The organism is uncultured Stenotrophomonas sp. (genome assembly GCF_963519125.1).
GTDB lineage: Bacteria > Pseudomonadota > Gammaproteobacteria > Xanthomonadales > Xanthomonadaceae > Stenotrophomonas.
This window is the reverse complement of record NZ_CAUQLJ010000011.1, coordinates 12,181-27,414: the sequence shown is the minus strand read 5'-3', so window position 1 is coordinate 27,414 and position 15,234 is coordinate 12,181. Positions and strand designations below refer to the sequence as shown.

Sequence of the window (15,234 nt, the reverse complement as noted above, 5' to 3'; positions counted from 1 at the left end):
GATGGACCGCATCCCTATTCTGCGAATGGGCGACCTGCTGCTGGTCACCATCCAGGTCGACATGCATGACCAGCTCGCGATGACCCTGCAGGATGACCTGACCGAGAAAATCCGGTTGACCTCCGCGCGCGGCGTGCTGATCGACATCTCCGCGCTGGATATCGTCGACTCGTTCATCGGTCGCATGATTTCCACGATCTCCTCGCTGGCCCGGATTATGGATGCCACCACGGTAGTGGTCGGCATGCAGCCGGCGGTGGCGATCACCCTCGTGGAACTGGGCTTGACGCTCGACGGCGTGCGCACCGCGCTCAACGTCGAGCGCGGCATGGCGCTGCTCCAGCGGGCCGACGAAGACGAAGACGCCTCATGACCGCCATCAGTGGTTCGCTGCCGATCCGCGTCGAGCAGGACGTGGTGCTGGCCCGCCAAGCCGCGCGCCAGGCTGCCGTGGCCTGCAAGATGCGGTTGATCGACCAGACCAAACTGGTGACCGCCGCCAGCGAACTGGCCCGCAACGCCGTGATCTACGGCGGCGGCGGCAGCATGGAATGGTCGGTAGTGGAGAGCGGCGTACGCCGTGGCCTGCAGCTGGTGTTCTCGGACCAGGGTCCCGGTATTCCCGACCTGGCGCAGGCGTTGACCGATGGCTGGTCGTCGGGCAGCGGCATGGGCCTGGGACTTTCCGGCTCAAAGCGCCTGGTGGATGTGTTCGACCTCGACAGTGCGCCCGGCAAGGGCACCCGCATTGCCATCACCAAATGGATCTGAATTTTTCCGGCCGCGTCACCGAGGTCGTGGTGGTGGAGGAAGTCTCGCAGGTGGGCCAGGCTCGCCGGGCGGCCCAGTCCGTGGCCGACGCCATCGGCTTCGACGAGGTGGACGCCGGCCGCGTAGCGCTGGCGGCCACCGAGCTGGCCACCAACCTGGTCAAGCACGCGCGCGGCGGCCGCATGTACCTCTCGGTGGTCTGCGGTCGCGGTGGCAACGGTGTGGAGCTGTACACACTTGATGCGGGCCCGGGCTTTTCACTGGCCCAGTCCCTGCCGGATGGCTACTCCACCGGCGGCACCCGGGGCCAGGGGCTGGGGGCGATCAAGCGCCTGGCCACGCTGATGGATGCGTGGTCGGACGACAAGGGCAGCGTGGTGGTGGTGCGCATCTACGCCAGCCGGGCCGCGCGCAACGTCGACGTGCCCTACGGTGCGCTGCGCCTGGCAATGCGGCATGAGCTGGCCTGCGGTGACGCATGGTACCTGCGCGCCGATGCTGGCTCTGTCTCACTGAGCCTGATCGATGGCCTCGGGCATGGCCTGTCGGCGTCCGACGCCGCGCAGGCGGGCGTCGCCGCAGCCGCGCAGCGCGGAAGTGCTGCCCCGGCCGATGTCATTGCCGCGATGCACGCGGCGATGTCCGGTACGCGCGGCGGCGCCGTGGCCGTGGCCCAAGTGGACGTGGACAGTGGGGCGGTGCAGTTTGCCGGCATCGGCAACATTGCCGCTGCCCTGCACGAACCCACCGCCACCCGGGGCATGGCCTCGCACCCGGGGATCGTCGGGGTGCAGTTCCGCAAGGCACAACCATTCCATTTTCACGCGCCCGCAGGCACGCTGCTGCTCATGCACAGTGACGGACTGCAGGCACGCTGGAACCTGCGCGACTACCCCGGATTGTTACACCGCCACCCGGCCCTGATCGTGGCGGTACTGCAGCGCGACTTTGATCGTGGTCGTGACGACACCGGCATCGTTGCGCTGCGGCTTGGAGACCTGCATTGAACGCCCCCACGACCGAACAGGAAGTCCAGCAGCTGCGCGAACAGGCCGATGCCCTGCGAGCGGAGCTGGAAGAAACCAACCAGGGCGTGCTCGCCCTGTACGCCGAGCTGGACCAGCAGGCCGAGCAGCTGCGCGAGGTGTCCGAGCTGAAGAGCCGCTTCCTCTCGTACATGAGTCATGAGTTCCGCACCCCGCTGGGCTCGATCCTGAGCATGACCCGGTTGCTGGAAGACGGCATGGACGGCCCACTGACCGACGAGCAGCGCCGCCAGGTGCGCTTCATCAGCGGCTCGGCCGGCGAACTGCGCGAAATGGTCGATGACCTGCTGGACCTGGCCAAGATCGAAGCGGGGCGGATCACCATCTCGCCGGCCTGGTTTGAACTGATGGATCTGTTCTCGGCGCTGCGCGGCATGTTCCGCCCGCTGATCGAGGGCAACCAGGTCGACCTGGTGTTCGAGGATCCGCCGGAGTTGCGGAGGCTGTACACCGACGACAAGAAGCTGGCGCAGATCCTGCGCAACTTCATCTCCAATGCGCTCAAGTTCACACCCAATGGGCAGGTGATCGTCGCGGCGAAGCTGGTCGACGATCAATCGGTGTGCTTCAGCGTGCGCGATACCGGTATCGGCATCCCGCAGGACCTGTTGCCAACTTTGTTCGAAGATTTCGTGCAGGTCGATTCGCCACTGCAGAAGCGCCTGCGCGGTACAGGCCTGGGCCTGTCGCTGTGCAAGCGCTTTGCCGAGCTGCTGGGGGGCACGGTCGGCGTGACCAGCGAGCTGGGCGTGGGTTCGGAATTCCAGGTGACGCTGCCGATCAGGCTGGCCGCCGAAGGGACCGCCGATGCCAACGCGTGACCAGATCCTGATCGTCGACGACAACGCGGTGACCCGCTATGCGGTGCGCCGCGTGCTGGAGCACCATGGTTTCCGCGTCGAGGAAGCGGCCACCGGCGGCGAAGGCCTGGTCCAGCTGAAGGGACAGGAATTCGGTGCGCTGGTGTTGGACGTCAACCTGCCCGACATGAGCGGATTCGATGTGGTGCGGGAACTGCGCGCCGATCCACGCCTGCAGCTGTTGCCGGTGGTGCACGTGTCGGCTGCCTCCATCGCCACCGGCGACCTCATCACCGGCCTCAACGCCGGGGCCGACGCCTATCTGATCCACCCGGTGGACCCGGATGTACTGCTGGCCACGCTGCGCAGTCTGCTTCGCGCGCGCCGCGCTGAAGATGCGCTGCGCGAGGCCGAAGCACGGTTTGGGGAGATTTTCCGCCAGGTCAGTACGCCGATCGGCGTGCTCGATGGCCAGTTGCAGGTGCATGAGTCCAACGATGCGTTCAAGCGTCTCCTTGGCGACCACTTCGGCGAAGGCGACATCGAGTCGCTGCTGGATCACCAGGTTGGCGCGATGAGCGCCTTGAAGGTCGCGTTGGCAGAAGGCGAGCGCTGGCAAGGCACGTTCGCGCTGCCGCTGCTGGGCAGTCGGCGCATGACCGAGTGGCGGGTCACGCCCTACAGCGCGCCGGGCCTGGGCCTGGTCATCGTGGAAGACATCACCGAGCGCCATGTGCGCGAGCTGGAGCAGCGCCAGGAGCTGGCCAGTGCCAACAACGAGCTGGCGTTCCAGATTGCCGAGCGCGAACGTACCGAAATGGAGCTGATGCAGGCCCAGAAGATGGACTCGCTGGGCCAGCTCACCGGCGGCATCGCGCACGATTTCAACAATCTGCTGACCACCATCATTTCCGGCCTGGACATGATCGAGATGGCGGCCAGCAGCGGCAAGTGGGAAAAGGCCAGCCGCTATGTGGACATCGCCACCGCCTCGGCGCACCGCGCCGCGGGGCTGACCCAGCGCATGCTGGCCTTCGCGCGCAAGCAGCCGCTGGATCCGCAACCTTTCGACGTGGTTGTACGGATTCGTTCGCTGGAAGACATGCTGCGCCGTTCGATCGGCGAGAACATCGAACTGGAACTGGAGCTGGGTGCCGACACGCTGGTGGCGGTGGCCGACGCCAACCAGTTCGAGAACGTCATGCTCAACCTGGTCATCAACGCGCGCGACGCGCTGGCCGGGCAGGGGTTGATCCGGCTGCGTGCCGGCCGCGTGCAGCTCGAGCGCGACCACGAGCTGGCGGCCGGGCCCTACATCAGCGTCAGGGTGATCGACAACGGCAGTGGCATCCCACTCGAGCTGCGCGGCAAGGTGTTCGAACCGTTCTTCACCACCAAGCCGCAGGGCGAGGGGACCGGCCTGGGCCTGTCGATGACGTATGGCTTTGCGCGTCAGTCGGGGGGCAGCGCCCGCATCGCCAGCGAGCCGGGCGAAGGTACCGAGATCGAGCTGCTGCTGCCGGAAGGCCGCGAGCTCGCGGCGGAACTGCCGCCCGCACCGGCAACGGCGCAGGCACAGCGCGGCCACGCCGAACGCATCCTGCTGGTGGACGACACCGAGTCGGTGCGGATGATGGTGCGTGAGATGCTGGTTGAAGCCGGCTACCAGGTAGTGGAGGCCACCAATGCGCAACAGGCACTGCTGGAGCTGCATTCCGGCCGCGAGGTGCAGCTGCTGCTGTCCGATGTCGGCCTGCCCGGCATGAACGGTCGCGAGCTGGCCGATGCGGCCCGCGCGCTGCGCCCGGTCCTGCCGGTGCTGTTCATTACCGGGTACACCGAGAGCGCCGCCGTTCGGGACGAGTTCCTGGGCGAGGGTATGTCGCTGCTGCCCAAGCCGTTCAGCGTGCACGACCTGCTGCGCAGCGTACGGGCCATGTTCGGGTCGGTATGATGGCGCCCCTCTGACGTCGCGCTGCCTCCCTCATGTCCGTTTCCTACCCGCTGCGCCAGCAATGGCTCGGCAACATCCGCGGTGACCTGCTGTCCGGCACCGTGGTCGCGCTTGCGCTGATCCCCGAGGCGATCGCCTTTTCCATCATTGCCGGGGTCGACCCCAAGGTCGGCCTGTACGCCTCGTTCTGCATCGCGGTGGTCACCGCGATCGCCGGCGGCCGCCCGGGCATGATCTCGGCCGCTACCGGCGCGATGGCGCTGGTCATGGTCGACCTGGTCAGGGACCACGGCCTGCAGTACCTGCTCGCGGCCACGATCCTGGCCGGGCTGCTGCAGGTCGCGGCCGGCGCCTTGAAGCTGGGCGCGCTGATGCGGTTCGTGTCGCGCTCGGTGATCACCGGCTTCGTCAACGCGCTGGCCATCCTGATTTTCCTGGCGCAGATGCCCGAGCTGATCGGGCGCTCGTGGCAGGTCTGGGCGGTGTGCGCCGCCGGCCTGGCCATCATCTACCTGCTTCCCCGCATCACCCGGGCTGTGCCCTCGGCGCTGGTGGCGATCGTGGTGCTGACGGCGTTGTCGATCGGACTGCACTGGGACGTGCGCACGGTGGGCGACATGGGCGCGCTGCCCGACAGCCTGCCGGTGTTCCTGTTCCCGGACGTGCCGCTGACCTGGGACACCCTGAAGCTGCTGCTGCCGGTGTCGGCCACCCTCGCGGTGGTCGGCCTGCTCGAATCGATGATGACCGCGCAGATCGTCGAGGACATGACCGACACGCCCAGCCAGCGCAACCGCGAGTGTGCGGGGCAGGGCCTGGCCAACATCACCGCCGGGCTGTTCGGCGGCATGGGCGGCTGCGCGATGATCGGCCAGTCGGTCATCAACGTCTCTTCCGGCGGTCGCGGTCGCCTGTCGTGCCTGTGGGCCGGGGTGCTGTTGCTGCTGCTGGTCGTGTACGGCGCAGAGTGGGTGCGGCAGATTCCGATGGCGGCGCTGGTAGCGGTGATGATCATGGTCAGCATCGGCACCTTCCACTGGCGCTCGTTCGCCGAATTCCGCCTGCATCCGAAGAGCTCCTCGGTGGTGATGGTGGCCACGGTGGTGGTCACGGTGGCCACCCATGACCTGGCCAAGGGCGTGTTGACCGGGGTGCTGCTCTCGGCGCTGTTCTTCGCACGCAAGGTGGGTCGCCTGCTGGTGGTTGCCGATGACGTGGACGGCGACGGCGTACGCACGTACCGGGTCAGCGGCCAGGTGTTCTTCGCCTCGGCCGGTCAGTTCGCCGAAAGCATCGACTACCAGCACGTCCCGGCGCGGGTGGTGATCGACCTGACCCATGCCCACTTCTGGGACCTCAGCGCGGTGGGGGCGCTGGACCGGGTGACGGCCAAGCTGCGCGCGCACGGTGCGCAGGTGGAGGTGGTCGGGCTCAACGCGGCCAGCCAGACCCTGGTGGAGCGCCTGGGCCGGCCGCAGGCGGACGGTGCCACGCCCGGCGCTCACTGAGGTGTCCAAAGAAAAAGGCCCGGTCGCAGGACCGGGCCTTTTTCATGCAGGGTGTCGACCGGCTTACCAGCGCATGCCCTTGAAGGGATTCCAGCTGGTATCGCCCTTCACCTGTTCCAGGTAGTAGTTGTAATTGGTGGTCAACGCGATGAACAGCGACCACGCTGCAGCCAGTCCGCGTCCGATCGGGTCGGGCAGGAAGGCCAGCACCACGCCCAGCACCAGGGTCAGGCCGAGGATGGTCAGGGCCTTGCGCCACATGCCCAGGATGAAGAGGTAGATACAGCCGAAGAACAGGGCGAAGAAGTTGAAGTTGACCTTGATCTTCTGGCCGAACGGCAGGGCTTTGTAGGCTGCCTTGAAGGCGGGCGTGTTGGGCGCGCCGTGGGCATTGAAGAAATCGAAACGGAATTGCCACTTGGGGCTGTGCGATGACGCGATGTTGGAATCCATATCCACTTGCAGGTTGTGTAAACGTTTACATGATAGATGCAGCATATGGATTTGCGCCAGTTTTCTGGCGCAGCCAGGTGACCTGCATGCGGCGTCACACATTCGTCCATGAATTGATATAGGGTGCGCATTCCGCGCGGCACGGAGCCCTGCGGCGAACTGGAATGCACCGAGAAGAATCAGACCATGTCGAGCGTAGTGATGTCCCCTGAGCGACCCGAGGCTGGCCCGCGCATCCTGCCGTGCCCGGTTGCCACCCAGGCGCAGCACCTGTTGGCCCACCTGCAGTTTTCCCATGTCGGGCTGCGCGCACTGGCGCAGCCGCAGCTGGCGACCGACGTCGCCGTCGAGGCCGCCACGGCCTGAGCCGGGCGCGGCCGCCCTACCGTATTCCGGAGGGCTTGAACTGCGCACTCGGGGGTCGTGGACGACCTGGACCGGTCTGCGTCAGACGCTGCCTGCGACGCCCGGTTCCGGCGCGGCCCGAACATCCTGAATAGGCAAGCCCTTGTGCCGCAAGGGCTGCAGCGACTTGTCGCTGTTGACCCTATACGATCGCCTTCCACTTAGCTGAATGGGGAGAATCGACCGCAAGGCCCTTCGCGCCCGGCTTACATTTGCCCCCCTATGCTGGGCCGCATTTTTCGCCTCAGCGCCGTTGGAGAGTTCGTGGTTTCCGGTAGTCACAGACATCAGCCCGCCGCTGCCCATGGCCGCGCCGGCGCGCAGGATAGCCACGCATGAGTGTGCAGGACGTCAATATCGCCCTTGATGCAGGGCGTTCGGTGCTGCCTGCTGAAACCCCGCTGGGCATGCCCGAGCAGAGCTTCACTGACGGCAGCCTACGGGTGTCGCGCCAGCGCACCGCGCCGCGCATGATCGCGCTGCGCCGCTTCTACATCTTCGGCGGCACCGCCGCGATGACCGCTGCCGCCACCGCAATGATGTGGAAGGTGCTGGCGGTCAATGGCATCACCGTACTGGAAGGCTGCCTGCTGGTCCTGTTCGTGGCGCTGTTCGCCTGGATCGCGCTGTCGTTCGCCGGTGCGCTGGCTGGCTTCCTCACCGCCGTGTTCGACCGCGGCTACAAGCTGGGCATCGACCCGGACGAGCCGCTGCCGCAGGTGCATACGCGCACCGCGCTGCTGATGCCCACCTACAACGAAGACCCGCGCCGCCTGCTGGCCGGGCTGCAGGCGATCTATGAGTCGGTAGCAAGTACCGGGCAGCTGGAGCAGTTCGACTTCTACGTGCTCAGCGACACCCGCCGCGAGGACATCGGCGCGGCCGAAGAAGAAGCGTTCGCCGAACTGTGCGCGGCCGTGGGCGGGCACGAGCGCCTGTTCTATCGCCGCCGCGGCAGCAACAGTGGGCGCAAGGCCGGCAACATCGCCGACTGGGTGCGCCGCTTCGGCGCCGGCTATCCGCAGATGCTGATCCTGGACGCCGACAGCCTGATGACCGGCGACACCATCGTGCGCCTGGTCGCGGGCATGGAGCACAACCCGGACGTGGGCCTGATCCAGACCCTGCCGGCGGTGATCGGCGGTCGCACGCTGTTCGCACGCATGCAGCAGTTCGGTGGGCGCGTGTACGGCCCGGTGATCGGGCGCGGGGTGGCGTGGTGGCACGGCGCCGAGAGCAACTACTGGGGGCACAACGCGGTGATCCGCACCGAGGCCTTCGCCGAAAACGCGGGCCTGCCGCCGCTGCCGGGTCGGCAGCCGTTCGGCGGGCACGTGCTCAGCCATGATTTCGTCGAGGCGGCATTGATGCGCCGCGGCGGCTGGGCCACGCACATGGTGCCGTACCTCAAGGGCAGCTACGAAGAAGGCCCGCCGACCCTGACCGACATGCTGGTGCGCGACCGCCGCTGGTGCCAGGGCAACCTGCAGCACGCCAAGGTGGTGGGCTCGCGCGGCCTGCACTGGGTCAGCCGCATGCACATGATGATCGGCATCGGCCATTACTTCACCGCGCCGATGTGGGCGATGCTGATGCTGATCGGCATTGCCATTCCGCTGTTCCAGGGCGGCATCGACTTCAGCGAAGTGCTGCATCTCTCGCCGGGCGTGTACTGGCGTCAGCAGGACGAAACCCAGGTGATCCGCATGTTCGCGATCACCATGGCGGTGCTGCTGCTGCCCAAGGTGCTGGGCTACTTCGCCATGCTGCTGGATCCGGCCGAACGCCGGGGCTGCGGCGGCGGTATCCGTGCATTCGTATCGATGCTGCTGGAAACCGTGCTGGCCGCGCTGATGGCGCCGGTGGTCATGTACGTGCAGTCGCGTGGCGTGGCCGAAGTGCTGGCCGGCAAGGACTCGGGCTGGGACGCGCAGCAGCGCGATGACGGCGGCATTTCGTGGCCGGCGCTGATCAAGGGCTACGGCGGCCTGAGCGTATTCGGACTGTTCATGGGTGTGCTGGCCTATGCGGTGTCGCCGTCTCTCGCCGCCTGGATGGCGCCGGTGGTGGTGGGCATGGTGCTGGCGATCCCGGTGGTCGCGCTGACCTCCGACCGTCGTGCCGGCCAGCTGCTGCACCGCCTGCGGCTGATGGAAATCCCCGAAGAGACCAGTCCGCCGACCATCCTGGTACGCGCTGCGGAACTGCGCCGCGCGGCGGCCGAGCGCGCCGGACACTGATCCGGCCGCCGGTCTGCCCCATAATGCGGCCAGAACGTTCTGGAGCCGCTTGATGTCGCACACGCTGGAAACCGTAGTCAACGAAACCGCCGCCAACCCGCAATGGGCCGTGATCTGGCTGCATGGCCTGGGCGCCGATGGCCATGACTTCGCGCCGATCGTGCCCGAGCTGCTGCGCCCGGACTGGCCGGCGATCCGCTTCGTATTCCCGCATGCGCCGGTGCAGCCGATCACCATCAACAACGGCGTGCCGATGCGCGCGTGGTACGACATCGTCAGCATGGACTTCGCATCGCGCGCCGATGCGGCCGGTGTGACCGCGTCGGTGCAGGCACTGGATGCGTTGGTTGAAGCCGAAATCGCGCGTGGCATCCCGGCCGAACGCATCCTGCTGGCCGGATTCTCGCAGGGCGGGGCGATCATCCTGAGTGCGGTGCTGCGCTGGACCCGGCCCATCGCCGGCGTGATTGCGCTGTCCACCTATCTTCCCGACCCCAAGGCGGCCGCCGACGCGCGCGTGCAGGACGGCATCCGCCCGCCGGTGTTCATGGCGCATGGCGCGCACGACCCGGTCATTCCGCAGGGCATCGCGGTGGAGAGTGCCGGGATGTTGAAGACGCTGGGCTTCCCGATGGAATGGCATTCCTACCCGATGGCCCACCAGGTCTGCGCCGAGGAGCTGCAGGCGCTGGGCGACTGGCTGGACGTACGCTTCCGCGCGGCCTGAGCCATGAACGACCCGCGCCAGCAGCCGTGGTTGCCGGAGCTGTGCCGCCTGCCGCGGCTGGGCGCGATGCTCGGCCTGGCCGAGCTGGTCGTGGTGGTGGTGGCATTGGCGCCGGATGGTACCCGGCAGTGGAGCGTGTCCGACTTCCTGTCGGCCAGTGCGCTGTCGCTGTGGCTGGCGCTGGCGGTCACGGTCAGCCTGTGCGCCGCGCGCACCCTGCTGTCGAGGTTGCCGGAAGCGGTGGGCGCAGTGGTGGCCGTGGCGATGACGGCGCTGATCGCAGCGGTATGCACCGGCATCGTGCACGCACTGTTTTCGGCACTGGGTCAGACCGGTTTCGCCGGTGACGTGGGCTTCTGGCGGTTCACCCTGGGCTGCGCCACCGTCACCGCGTTGATCGTGGCACTGGCGCTGCGCTACTTCTACGTCAGCGATCGCTGGAGTGCGCAGACCGTGGCCAACGCGCGTGCGCAGGCCGACGCGCTGCAGGCGCGGATCCGCCCGCATTTCCTGTTCAACAGCATGAACCTCATCGCCAGCCTGGTCCGGCGCGATCCGGAAGTGGCCGAGCGCGCGGTACTGGACCTGTCCGACCTGTTCCGTGCCGCGCTGGGTGCGGGCGAGGGAGATTCCACGCTGCAGGCCGAGTGCGAGCTGGCCGAGGCCTACCTGTCGATCGAATCGCTGCGCCTGGGCGAACGGCTGCAGGTGGAGTGGCAGCGTGGAGACGCGCTGCCGTGGACCCTGCCGATGCCACGCTTGGTCCTGCAGCCGTTGGTGGAGAACGCGGTGCTGCATGGCATTTCGCGCCTGCCGGACGGCGGCAGGATCGTCATCGCACTGGCCTGCGAAGGCAACCTGCTGCATCTCCAGGTGCGTAATCCGGCGCCCGATCCGGAAGCGCGCGCGCTGCCGCTCATGCAGGGTGCCGGCCACGCACAGCGCAACATCGCGCACCGCCTGGCCTGGCGCTTCGGTCCGGCCGCGCGGATGACGGGGGCATGGGCAGACGGCTACTATGCCTGCGACATCTTCGTGCCCGTCCAGTGAGGAAGCCTGCTTGAGAGTGGTCATCGCCGACGACGAACCGCTTGCGCGCGAGCGCCTGCGCAGCCTGCTGGCGGAGCAGCCCGGTGTCGAGGTCGTGGCCGAAGCCGAGAACGGCGAGCAGGCCCTGCATGCCTGCGCCGAGCTGCAGCCGGACCTGGTGCTGCTGGACATCGCCATGCCCGGATTGGACGGGCTGGAGGCGGCGCGTCACCTGGCCACGTTCGAGCCGCGCCCGGCGGTGGTGTTCTGCACCGCCTACGATGCGCATGCGCTGTCGGCGTTCGAGGCGGCGGCGATCGATTACCTGATGAAGCCGGTGCGCAGCGAGCGCCTGGCAGCCGCACTCGAGCGTGCACGCATGTTCCTGGCCGGCCGCAACGGCCAGCCCGCTGCGCCCAGCCAGCAGGCGCGCACGCTGCTGTGCGCGCGCCTGCGCGGCAGCCTGCGCCTGATCCCGGTCGAGGACATTCATTACCTGCAGGCCGAGGAAAAGTACGTGGTGGTCCATCACGCGCGTGGCGAAGACCTGATCGAAGAATCGCTGAAGTCGCTGGAAGAGGAGTTCGCCAGCCGCTTCGTGCGCATCCACCGCAACTGCCTGGTGGCCCGGCACGAGCTGGTGGAGCTGCGACGCAATGGCGCAGGCCAGGTCCAGGCCGTGCTGCGCCATGGCAAGGCGCCGCTGGAAGTCAGCCGCCGCTGTGTGGCGAGCCTGAAACAGGATCTGAAGCATCTGTAGGCGATAATGCCCGCATGGACATCCTGCGCATTGCCACCCGAAAGAGCCCGCTTGCCCTGTGGCAGAGCGAACACGTTGCCGACCGCCTGCGCCAGGCCCATCCCGGGCTGGAAGTAGTGCTGGTGCCGATGAGCACGCGCGGCGATGAAGTGCTGGATCGTTCGCTGGCGGCCATTGGCGGCAAGGGCCTGTTCCTCAAGGAACTGGAGCTGGCCATGCTGCGCGGTGACGCCGACTGCGCGGTGCATTCGCTCAAGGACGTGCCGATGGAACTGGATGCGCCGTTCGCATTGCCGGCGATGCTGACCCGGCACGACCCTGCCGACGGCTTCATCTCCAATCTCTACGCGTCGCTGGACGCGCTGCCGATCGGTGCCCGGGTGGGTACCTCCTCGCTGCGCCGCCAGGCCCAGCTACGCGCGCTGCGCCCGGACCTGGAACTGCAGGACCTGCGTGGCAACGTCAATACGCGGCTGGCCAAGCTGGACAACGGCGGGTACGACGCCATCGTGCTGGCCGTGGCCGGGCTGGAGCGGTTGGGGTTGGGCCATCGCATCGTGGCACGGCTCAACGCGCCGGACTGGCTGCCTGCACCGGCGCAGGGTGCGGTCACCGTGGAATGCAACGGCGACGATGCGCGGGTGATGGGGTTGTTTGCCGCGCTGGACGATGCAGATACGCGCGCCTGCGTGGAGGCCGAGCGTGCGATGAACCGCGCGCTGCATGGCAGCTGCCACGTGCCGGTAGCGGGGTATGCGCAGTGGGAAGGGGACGATCTGTATCTGCAGGGCCTGGTCGGCGGTGTTGCCGACGGCCGTTTGGTGCGCGCTGAAGCGCGCGGACCTGGCCGCGACCCGGATGCGCTCGGGCAAGCCGTGGCGCAGGGGTTGTTGGATGGCGGCGCCGGCGAGTTGCTCGCCGGCTGACGCATCATTTGAATTTGTAGACGACGTTCATCGTGGTCAGGGTGTCGGTCTTGCGCTTGTCTTCGGCGACGTCGCTGTTGTAACGGGCCTGCCAGGCGGCTTTCAGGGCGAGGTGTTCGTTCATGCTCACCGATACGCCGAAGTCGTTCTGGCCGAAGGTGTTGTACGAGCCCGATTCGACCAGCAGGGTGTTGATCAGGTCGGTGTTGGGGGTCAGCGAATATTTCACGTCGAACAGGCCGCGGCCGATCAGGCCGGTGCGGGTCTCGTCGTCCTCGGTGTTGTGGGTGCGGCGCACACCGGGGCCGATCTGCGCGTCCATGTAGAAGCGGTCGCGGTCCATCAGCCGGGTGCCGTAACCCAGACCGAACGAGCTCTGGCGGTCGTAGGTGGCGAAATCGTCGCGCTCGTAACGCACCGTGGCGGTGATCTGGCGGTGTTCGCCCAGCTGCAGCGCGCTGCCGGCGCTGCCGGTGTAACGGTTGGCGGTGGTGTTGCTGCGCTTGGTGACGGTGCCGTCGACGTCGTTGGTTTCGGTGTATTCCGAACGCGAACGCAGGCCGAACAGGTCCATGCTGTGCACCCAGTCGTCATCGGTGTAGCGCAGGCGCAGGCGACCGTTGGCGCTTTCGGTGTTGCTGTTGCCGCGTGCCGAGGCAAAGCCGAGTTCGCCGCCGCTGCCGCTCCATGGCGAGGTCATCGCGGCCAGGTCGGTGGTGTCCTGGGCAAAGGCCACGGGGGCACTGAGCAGCAGGGAAGCAAGCAACGTCACGCGCAAAGACATCAACGGTTCTCCGGATCAGGCGGGGGAGGAGCAACGCGTGATGATACTTGATGCCTTCACGCGGTTTTTCCTTTCCGGACCCGTGCTTTAGGCGAGGTTCGGACTTGTCGCCTGTTCAGGGCAGGTCGATGCGCAGCGTCGGGTCATTGAAACGGCTGTAATCCACCGTGACCTTGAACGCCTGCCCCTGGGTCTGGCCCTGCCGTTCAATCCGGACCGGCAGCCCCTGCGCGCCGATCCAGTACAGCAGCCCATCGGGCGCGGCACTGGCGTGGCGCACGCGGTAGTGGCGCGCCATCTCGCCGCCGACGCGGTCATCGCCCAGGTCCTCGACAGACAGGTCGGCGGCCACCGCATCGGCCGGCAACGGGCTGCGCCACTGCGCCAGCAGGCCGGGTGGCACCGGGACCTGGCGGACTTCGCCGGCCCGCTGCAGGAAGAAGGTGTCGCCGATGATGGTCTGCACGCCCTCGTCGGTCTGCAGCCGGTAGCGGTCCGGCGCCACGAAGTCCATCGTCGCCTCCAGCGTACGCGGTCCCTGCATGTGCAGCGTGGCGTGGAAGCTGTGCAGCTGGCCGAACCGCTGGCTGGCGGCCAGCACCGCCTGGGCCGGATCCACAGCCGCCGGCACCGGCGGTTGCGCCGTCGTTGCAGGTGCGGCGGGGGCGGACGACTGCCCACAGGCAGACAGCAGCAGGGACAGCACGGCAATGGCGGGCAGCAGGCGCATGGTCAAGGGCAGGGGCGGCGGGCGAGGGGGTTCACGATAGCGGAAGTTCGGATCCAGGCCGCCACAACGGCGGCGACTCGGACATAATCGGGTCATGGACCGATATGAACGCATCAACGCCCTGCATCGTCTGCTGAAGTCCGCCCGCTATCCGGTCACGGTGGCGACCCTGCAGGAAAAGCTGGCGTGTTCACGCGCCACCGTCTACCGCGACCTGGCCTTCCTGCGCGACGCGCTGATGGCCCCGGTCGAGGGCGATGGCGAAGCCGGTTTCCGCTACCAGGACGACGAGAGCGCCCGCTTCGAGCTGCCCGGGCTGTGGCTCAGCTCCGAGGAACTGCACGCGCTGCTGGCCTCCCAGCATCTGCTGGCACGCACCGGCGGCGGCGTGCTGTCGTCGGTGCTGGCGCCGCTGCAGCAGCGCATCGAGGGCCTGCTGGCCGCGCAGGCCGGTGTGTCCAGCTGGCCGGTGGACCGGGTCCGGGTGATTCCGCACCGGGGTCGCAAGTTCGACGAAGCCAGCTTCCGCGCGGTGGCGTCGGCGGTGCTGGAGCGCAAGCAACTGGCCTTCGAATACCGGGCGCGCTCCACCGACGAGGCGACCAAGCGCACGGTGTCGCCGCAGCGGATGACCCACTACCGCGACAACTGGTATCTGGACGCCTGGGACCATGGCCGCGAAGGCCTGCGCAGTTTTGCGGTGGACCGCATCTACAAGGCGCGCGTGGTCGACACCATCGCGCGCGATGTCGACGACAGCGAGCTGGACGAGCAGCTCGGGGCCAGCTACGGGATCTTCTCGGGCCCGCCCAAGGGCTGGGCGACCATCGTGTTCAGCGCCAAGGCCGCGCGCTGGGTTGCCGACGAGCATTGGCACTCGAAGCAGCAGGGGCGGTTCCTGGCTGATGGCCGCTACGAGCTCAAGGTGCCCTACAGCGTCTCGCGGGAGCTGCTGATGGACGTCCTGCACTACGGGTCGGACGCGGAAATCATCGAGCCGGCGATGCTGCGCGAGCAGGCCAAGGCGCTGCTGGAGCTGGCGCTGACGAATTACCGGTGACGGGGCAGCCTACAAGTGCATGCTACGGGTGATGCGTCCCT

Annotated in this window: 16 protein-coding genes; 13 read left to right on the top strand and 3 right to left on the bottom strand. The window is 67.5% G+C overall.

Features of this window, described 5'->3' with window-relative positions:
• Nucleotide 1 precedes the first annotated feature (1 nt).
• The 6 genes from RYM47_RS11105 to RYM47_RS11080 are packed head-to-tail and all read left to right on the top strand — an operon-like array spanning nucleotide 2 to nucleotide 6,079.
• A complete protein-coding gene (locus tag RYM47_RS11105; RefSeq protein WP_315387906.1) occupies nucleotides 2–373 on the top strand; it encodes an STAS domain-containing protein in 372 nt (123 codons plus the stop codon).
• The gene (locus RYM47_RS11100) at nucleotides 370–771 is read left to right on the top strand and encodes an ATP-binding protein (RefSeq protein ID WP_315387904.1); all 402 of its coding nucleotides are present in this window, start codon (nucleotides 370–372) and stop codon (nucleotides 769–771) included. The genes RYM47_RS11105 and RYM47_RS11100 overlap by 4 nt, the downstream gene beginning before the upstream one ends.
• A complete protein-coding gene (locus tag RYM47_RS11095) occupies nucleotides 762–1,778 on the top strand; it encodes an ATP-binding protein (protein ID WP_315387902.1) in 1,017 nt (338 codons plus the stop codon). Before RYM47_RS11100 ends, RYM47_RS11095 begins: the two co-directional genes overlap by 10 nt.
• Nucleotides 1,775–2,638 (top strand): ATP-binding protein, encoded by an 864-nt coding sequence (locus RYM47_RS11090; protein ID WP_315387900.1) that lies wholly within the window; start codon nucleotides 1,775–1,777, stop codon nucleotides 2,636–2,638. Before RYM47_RS11095 ends, RYM47_RS11090 begins: the two co-directional genes overlap by 4 nt.
• Nucleotides 2,625–4,571 (top strand): response regulator, encoded by a 1,947-nt coding sequence (locus tag RYM47_RS11085; RefSeq protein WP_315387899.1) that lies wholly within the window; start codon nucleotides 2,625–2,627, stop codon nucleotides 4,569–4,571. The genes RYM47_RS11090 and RYM47_RS11085 overlap by 14 nt, the downstream gene beginning before the upstream one ends.
• Before the next feature lie 32 nt (nucleotides 4,572–4,603).
• Nucleotides 4,604–6,079 (top strand): SulP family inorganic anion transporter, encoded by a 1,476-nt coding sequence (locus RYM47_RS11080; RefSeq protein WP_315387898.1) that lies wholly within the window; start codon nucleotides 4,604–4,606, stop codon nucleotides 6,077–6,079.
• A gap of 63 nt (nucleotides 6,080–6,142) precedes the next feature.
• On the opposite strand, the gene RYM47_RS11075 is transcribed toward RYM47_RS11080, so the two are convergent.
• The gene (locus RYM47_RS11075; protein ID WP_315387897.1) at nucleotides 6,143–6,532 is read right to left on the bottom strand and encodes a DUF2628 domain-containing protein; all 390 of its coding nucleotides are present in this window, start codon (nucleotides 6,530–6,532) and stop codon (nucleotides 6,143–6,145) included.
• Between the two features lie 186 nt (nucleotides 6,533–6,718).
• Here RYM47_RS11075 and RYM47_RS11070 point away from each other — a divergent pair, with 186 nt between their 5' ends.
• The 6 genes from RYM47_RS11070 to hemC all read left to right on the top strand — a co-directional run bounded on the left by RYM47_RS11070 (nucleotide 6,719) and on the right by hemC (nucleotide 12,619).
• Nucleotides 6,719–6,898 carry a hypothetical protein gene (locus RYM47_RS11070; RefSeq protein ID WP_315387896.1) on the top strand — a complete coding sequence of 60 codons (180 nt, stop codon included), beginning with the start codon at nucleotides 6,719–6,721 and terminating at the stop codon, nucleotides 6,896–6,898.
• Between the two features lie 374 nt (nucleotides 6,899–7,272).
• Nucleotides 7,273–9,177: a glucans biosynthesis glucosyltransferase MdoH gene (mdoH, locus tag RYM47_RS11065; protein WP_315387894.1), complete on the top strand. Its 1,905-nt coding sequence runs from the start codon at nucleotides 7,273–7,275 to the stop codon at nucleotides 9,175–9,177.
• Between the two features lie 52 nt (nucleotides 9,178–9,229).
• Nucleotides 9,230–9,904, top strand: a complete 675-nt coding sequence (locus tag RYM47_RS11060; RefSeq protein ID WP_315387893.1) for an alpha/beta hydrolase — start codon at nucleotides 9,230–9,232, stop codon at nucleotides 9,902–9,904.
• 3 nt (nucleotides 9,905–9,907) lie between these two features.
• A complete protein-coding gene (locus RYM47_RS11055; protein ID WP_315387891.1) occupies nucleotides 9,908–10,954 on the top strand; it encodes a histidine kinase in 1,047 nt (348 codons plus the stop codon).
• 10 nt (nucleotides 10,955–10,964) lie between these two features.
• Nucleotides 10,965–11,693, top strand: coding sequence for a LytTR family DNA-binding domain-containing protein (locus tag RYM47_RS11050; RefSeq protein WP_070208705.1), 729 nt, complete (start codon nucleotides 10,965–10,967; stop codon nucleotides 11,691–11,693).
• 14 nt (nucleotides 11,694–11,707) lie between these two features.
• Nucleotides 11,708–12,619, top strand: coding sequence for a hydroxymethylbilane synthase (hemC, locus tag RYM47_RS11045; protein WP_315387888.1), 912 nt, complete (start codon nucleotides 11,708–11,710; stop codon nucleotides 12,617–12,619).
• Between the two features lie 4 nt (nucleotides 12,620–12,623).
• Here the strand turns inward: hemC and RYM47_RS11040 are convergent, their stop codons facing one another.
• A complete protein-coding gene (locus tag RYM47_RS11040) occupies nucleotides 12,624–13,403 on the bottom strand; it encodes a DUF481 domain-containing protein (protein WP_315387887.1) in 780 nt (259 codons plus the stop codon).
• A 115-nt stretch (nucleotides 13,404–13,518) separates the two neighbouring features.
• On the bottom strand, nucleotides 13,519–14,133 hold the full coding sequence (locus tag RYM47_RS11035; RefSeq protein WP_315387886.1) for a hypothetical protein: 615 nt from the start codon (nucleotides 14,131–14,133) through the stop codon (nucleotides 13,519–13,521).
• A gap of 94 nt (nucleotides 14,134–14,227) precedes the next feature.
• Between RYM47_RS11035 and RYM47_RS11030 the strand changes: the two genes are divergently transcribed.
• Complete coding sequence (locus RYM47_RS11030; protein ID WP_315387885.1) at nucleotides 14,228–15,193, top strand: YafY family protein; 966 nt, start codon at nucleotides 14,228–14,230, stop codon at nucleotides 15,191–15,193.
• Nucleotides 15,194–15,234 lie beyond the last annotated feature (41 nt).

Excerpts from the sequence above, each read along its gene's own strand:
- RYM47_RS11075 (WP_315387897.1), bottom strand. The coding sequence starts at position 6,532 with ATGGATTCCAACATCGCGTCATCGCACAGCCCCAAGTGGCAATTCCGT.
- RYM47_RS11070 (WP_315387896.1), top strand. The coding sequence starts at position 6,719 with ATGTCGAGCGTAGTGATGTCCCCTGAGCGACCCGAGGCTGGCCCGCGC.
- RYM47_RS11105 (WP_315387906.1), top strand. The coding sequence starts at position 2 with ATGGACCGCATCCCTATTCTGCGAATGGGCGACCTGCTGCTGGTCACC.
- RYM47_RS11085 (WP_315387899.1), top strand. The coding sequence starts at position 2,625 with ATGCCAACGCGTGACCAGATCCTGATCGTCGACGACAACGCGGTGACC.
- mdoH (WP_315387894.1), top strand. The coding sequence starts at position 7,273 with ATGAGTGTGCAGGACGTCAATATCGCCCTTGATGCAGGGCGTTCGGTG.
- RYM47_RS11095 (WP_315387902.1), top strand. The coding sequence starts at position 762 with ATGGATCTGAATTTTTCCGGCCGCGTCACCGAGGTCGTGGTGGTGGAG.
- RYM47_RS11060 (WP_315387893.1), top strand. The coding sequence starts at position 9,230 with ATGTCGCACACGCTGGAAACCGTAGTCAACGAAACCGCCGCCAACCCG.
- hemC (WP_315387888.1), top strand. The coding sequence starts at position 11,708 with ATGGACATCCTGCGCATTGCCACCCGAAAGAGCCCGCTTGCCCTGTGG.
- RYM47_RS11055 (WP_315387891.1), top strand. The coding sequence starts at position 9,908 with ATGAACGACCCGCGCCAGCAGCCGTGGTTGCCGGAGCTGTGCCGCCTG.
- RYM47_RS11080 (WP_315387898.1), top strand. The coding sequence starts at position 4,604 with ATGTCCGTTTCCTACCCGCTGCGCCAGCAATGGCTCGGCAACATCCGC.
- RYM47_RS11040 (WP_315387887.1), bottom strand. The coding sequence starts at position 13,403 with ATGTCTTTGCGCGTGACGTTGCTTGCTTCCCTGCTGCTCAGTGCCCCC.
- RYM47_RS11030 (WP_315387885.1), top strand. The coding sequence starts at position 14,228 with ATGGACCGATATGAACGCATCAACGCCCTGCATCGTCTGCTGAAGTCC.
- RYM47_RS11035 (WP_315387886.1), bottom strand. The coding sequence starts at position 14,133 with ATGCGCCTGCTGCCCGCCATTGCCGTGCTGTCCCTGCTGCTGTCTGCC.
- RYM47_RS11100 (WP_315387904.1), top strand. The coding sequence starts at position 370 with ATGACCGCCATCAGTGGTTCGCTGCCGATCCGCGTCGAGCAGGACGTG.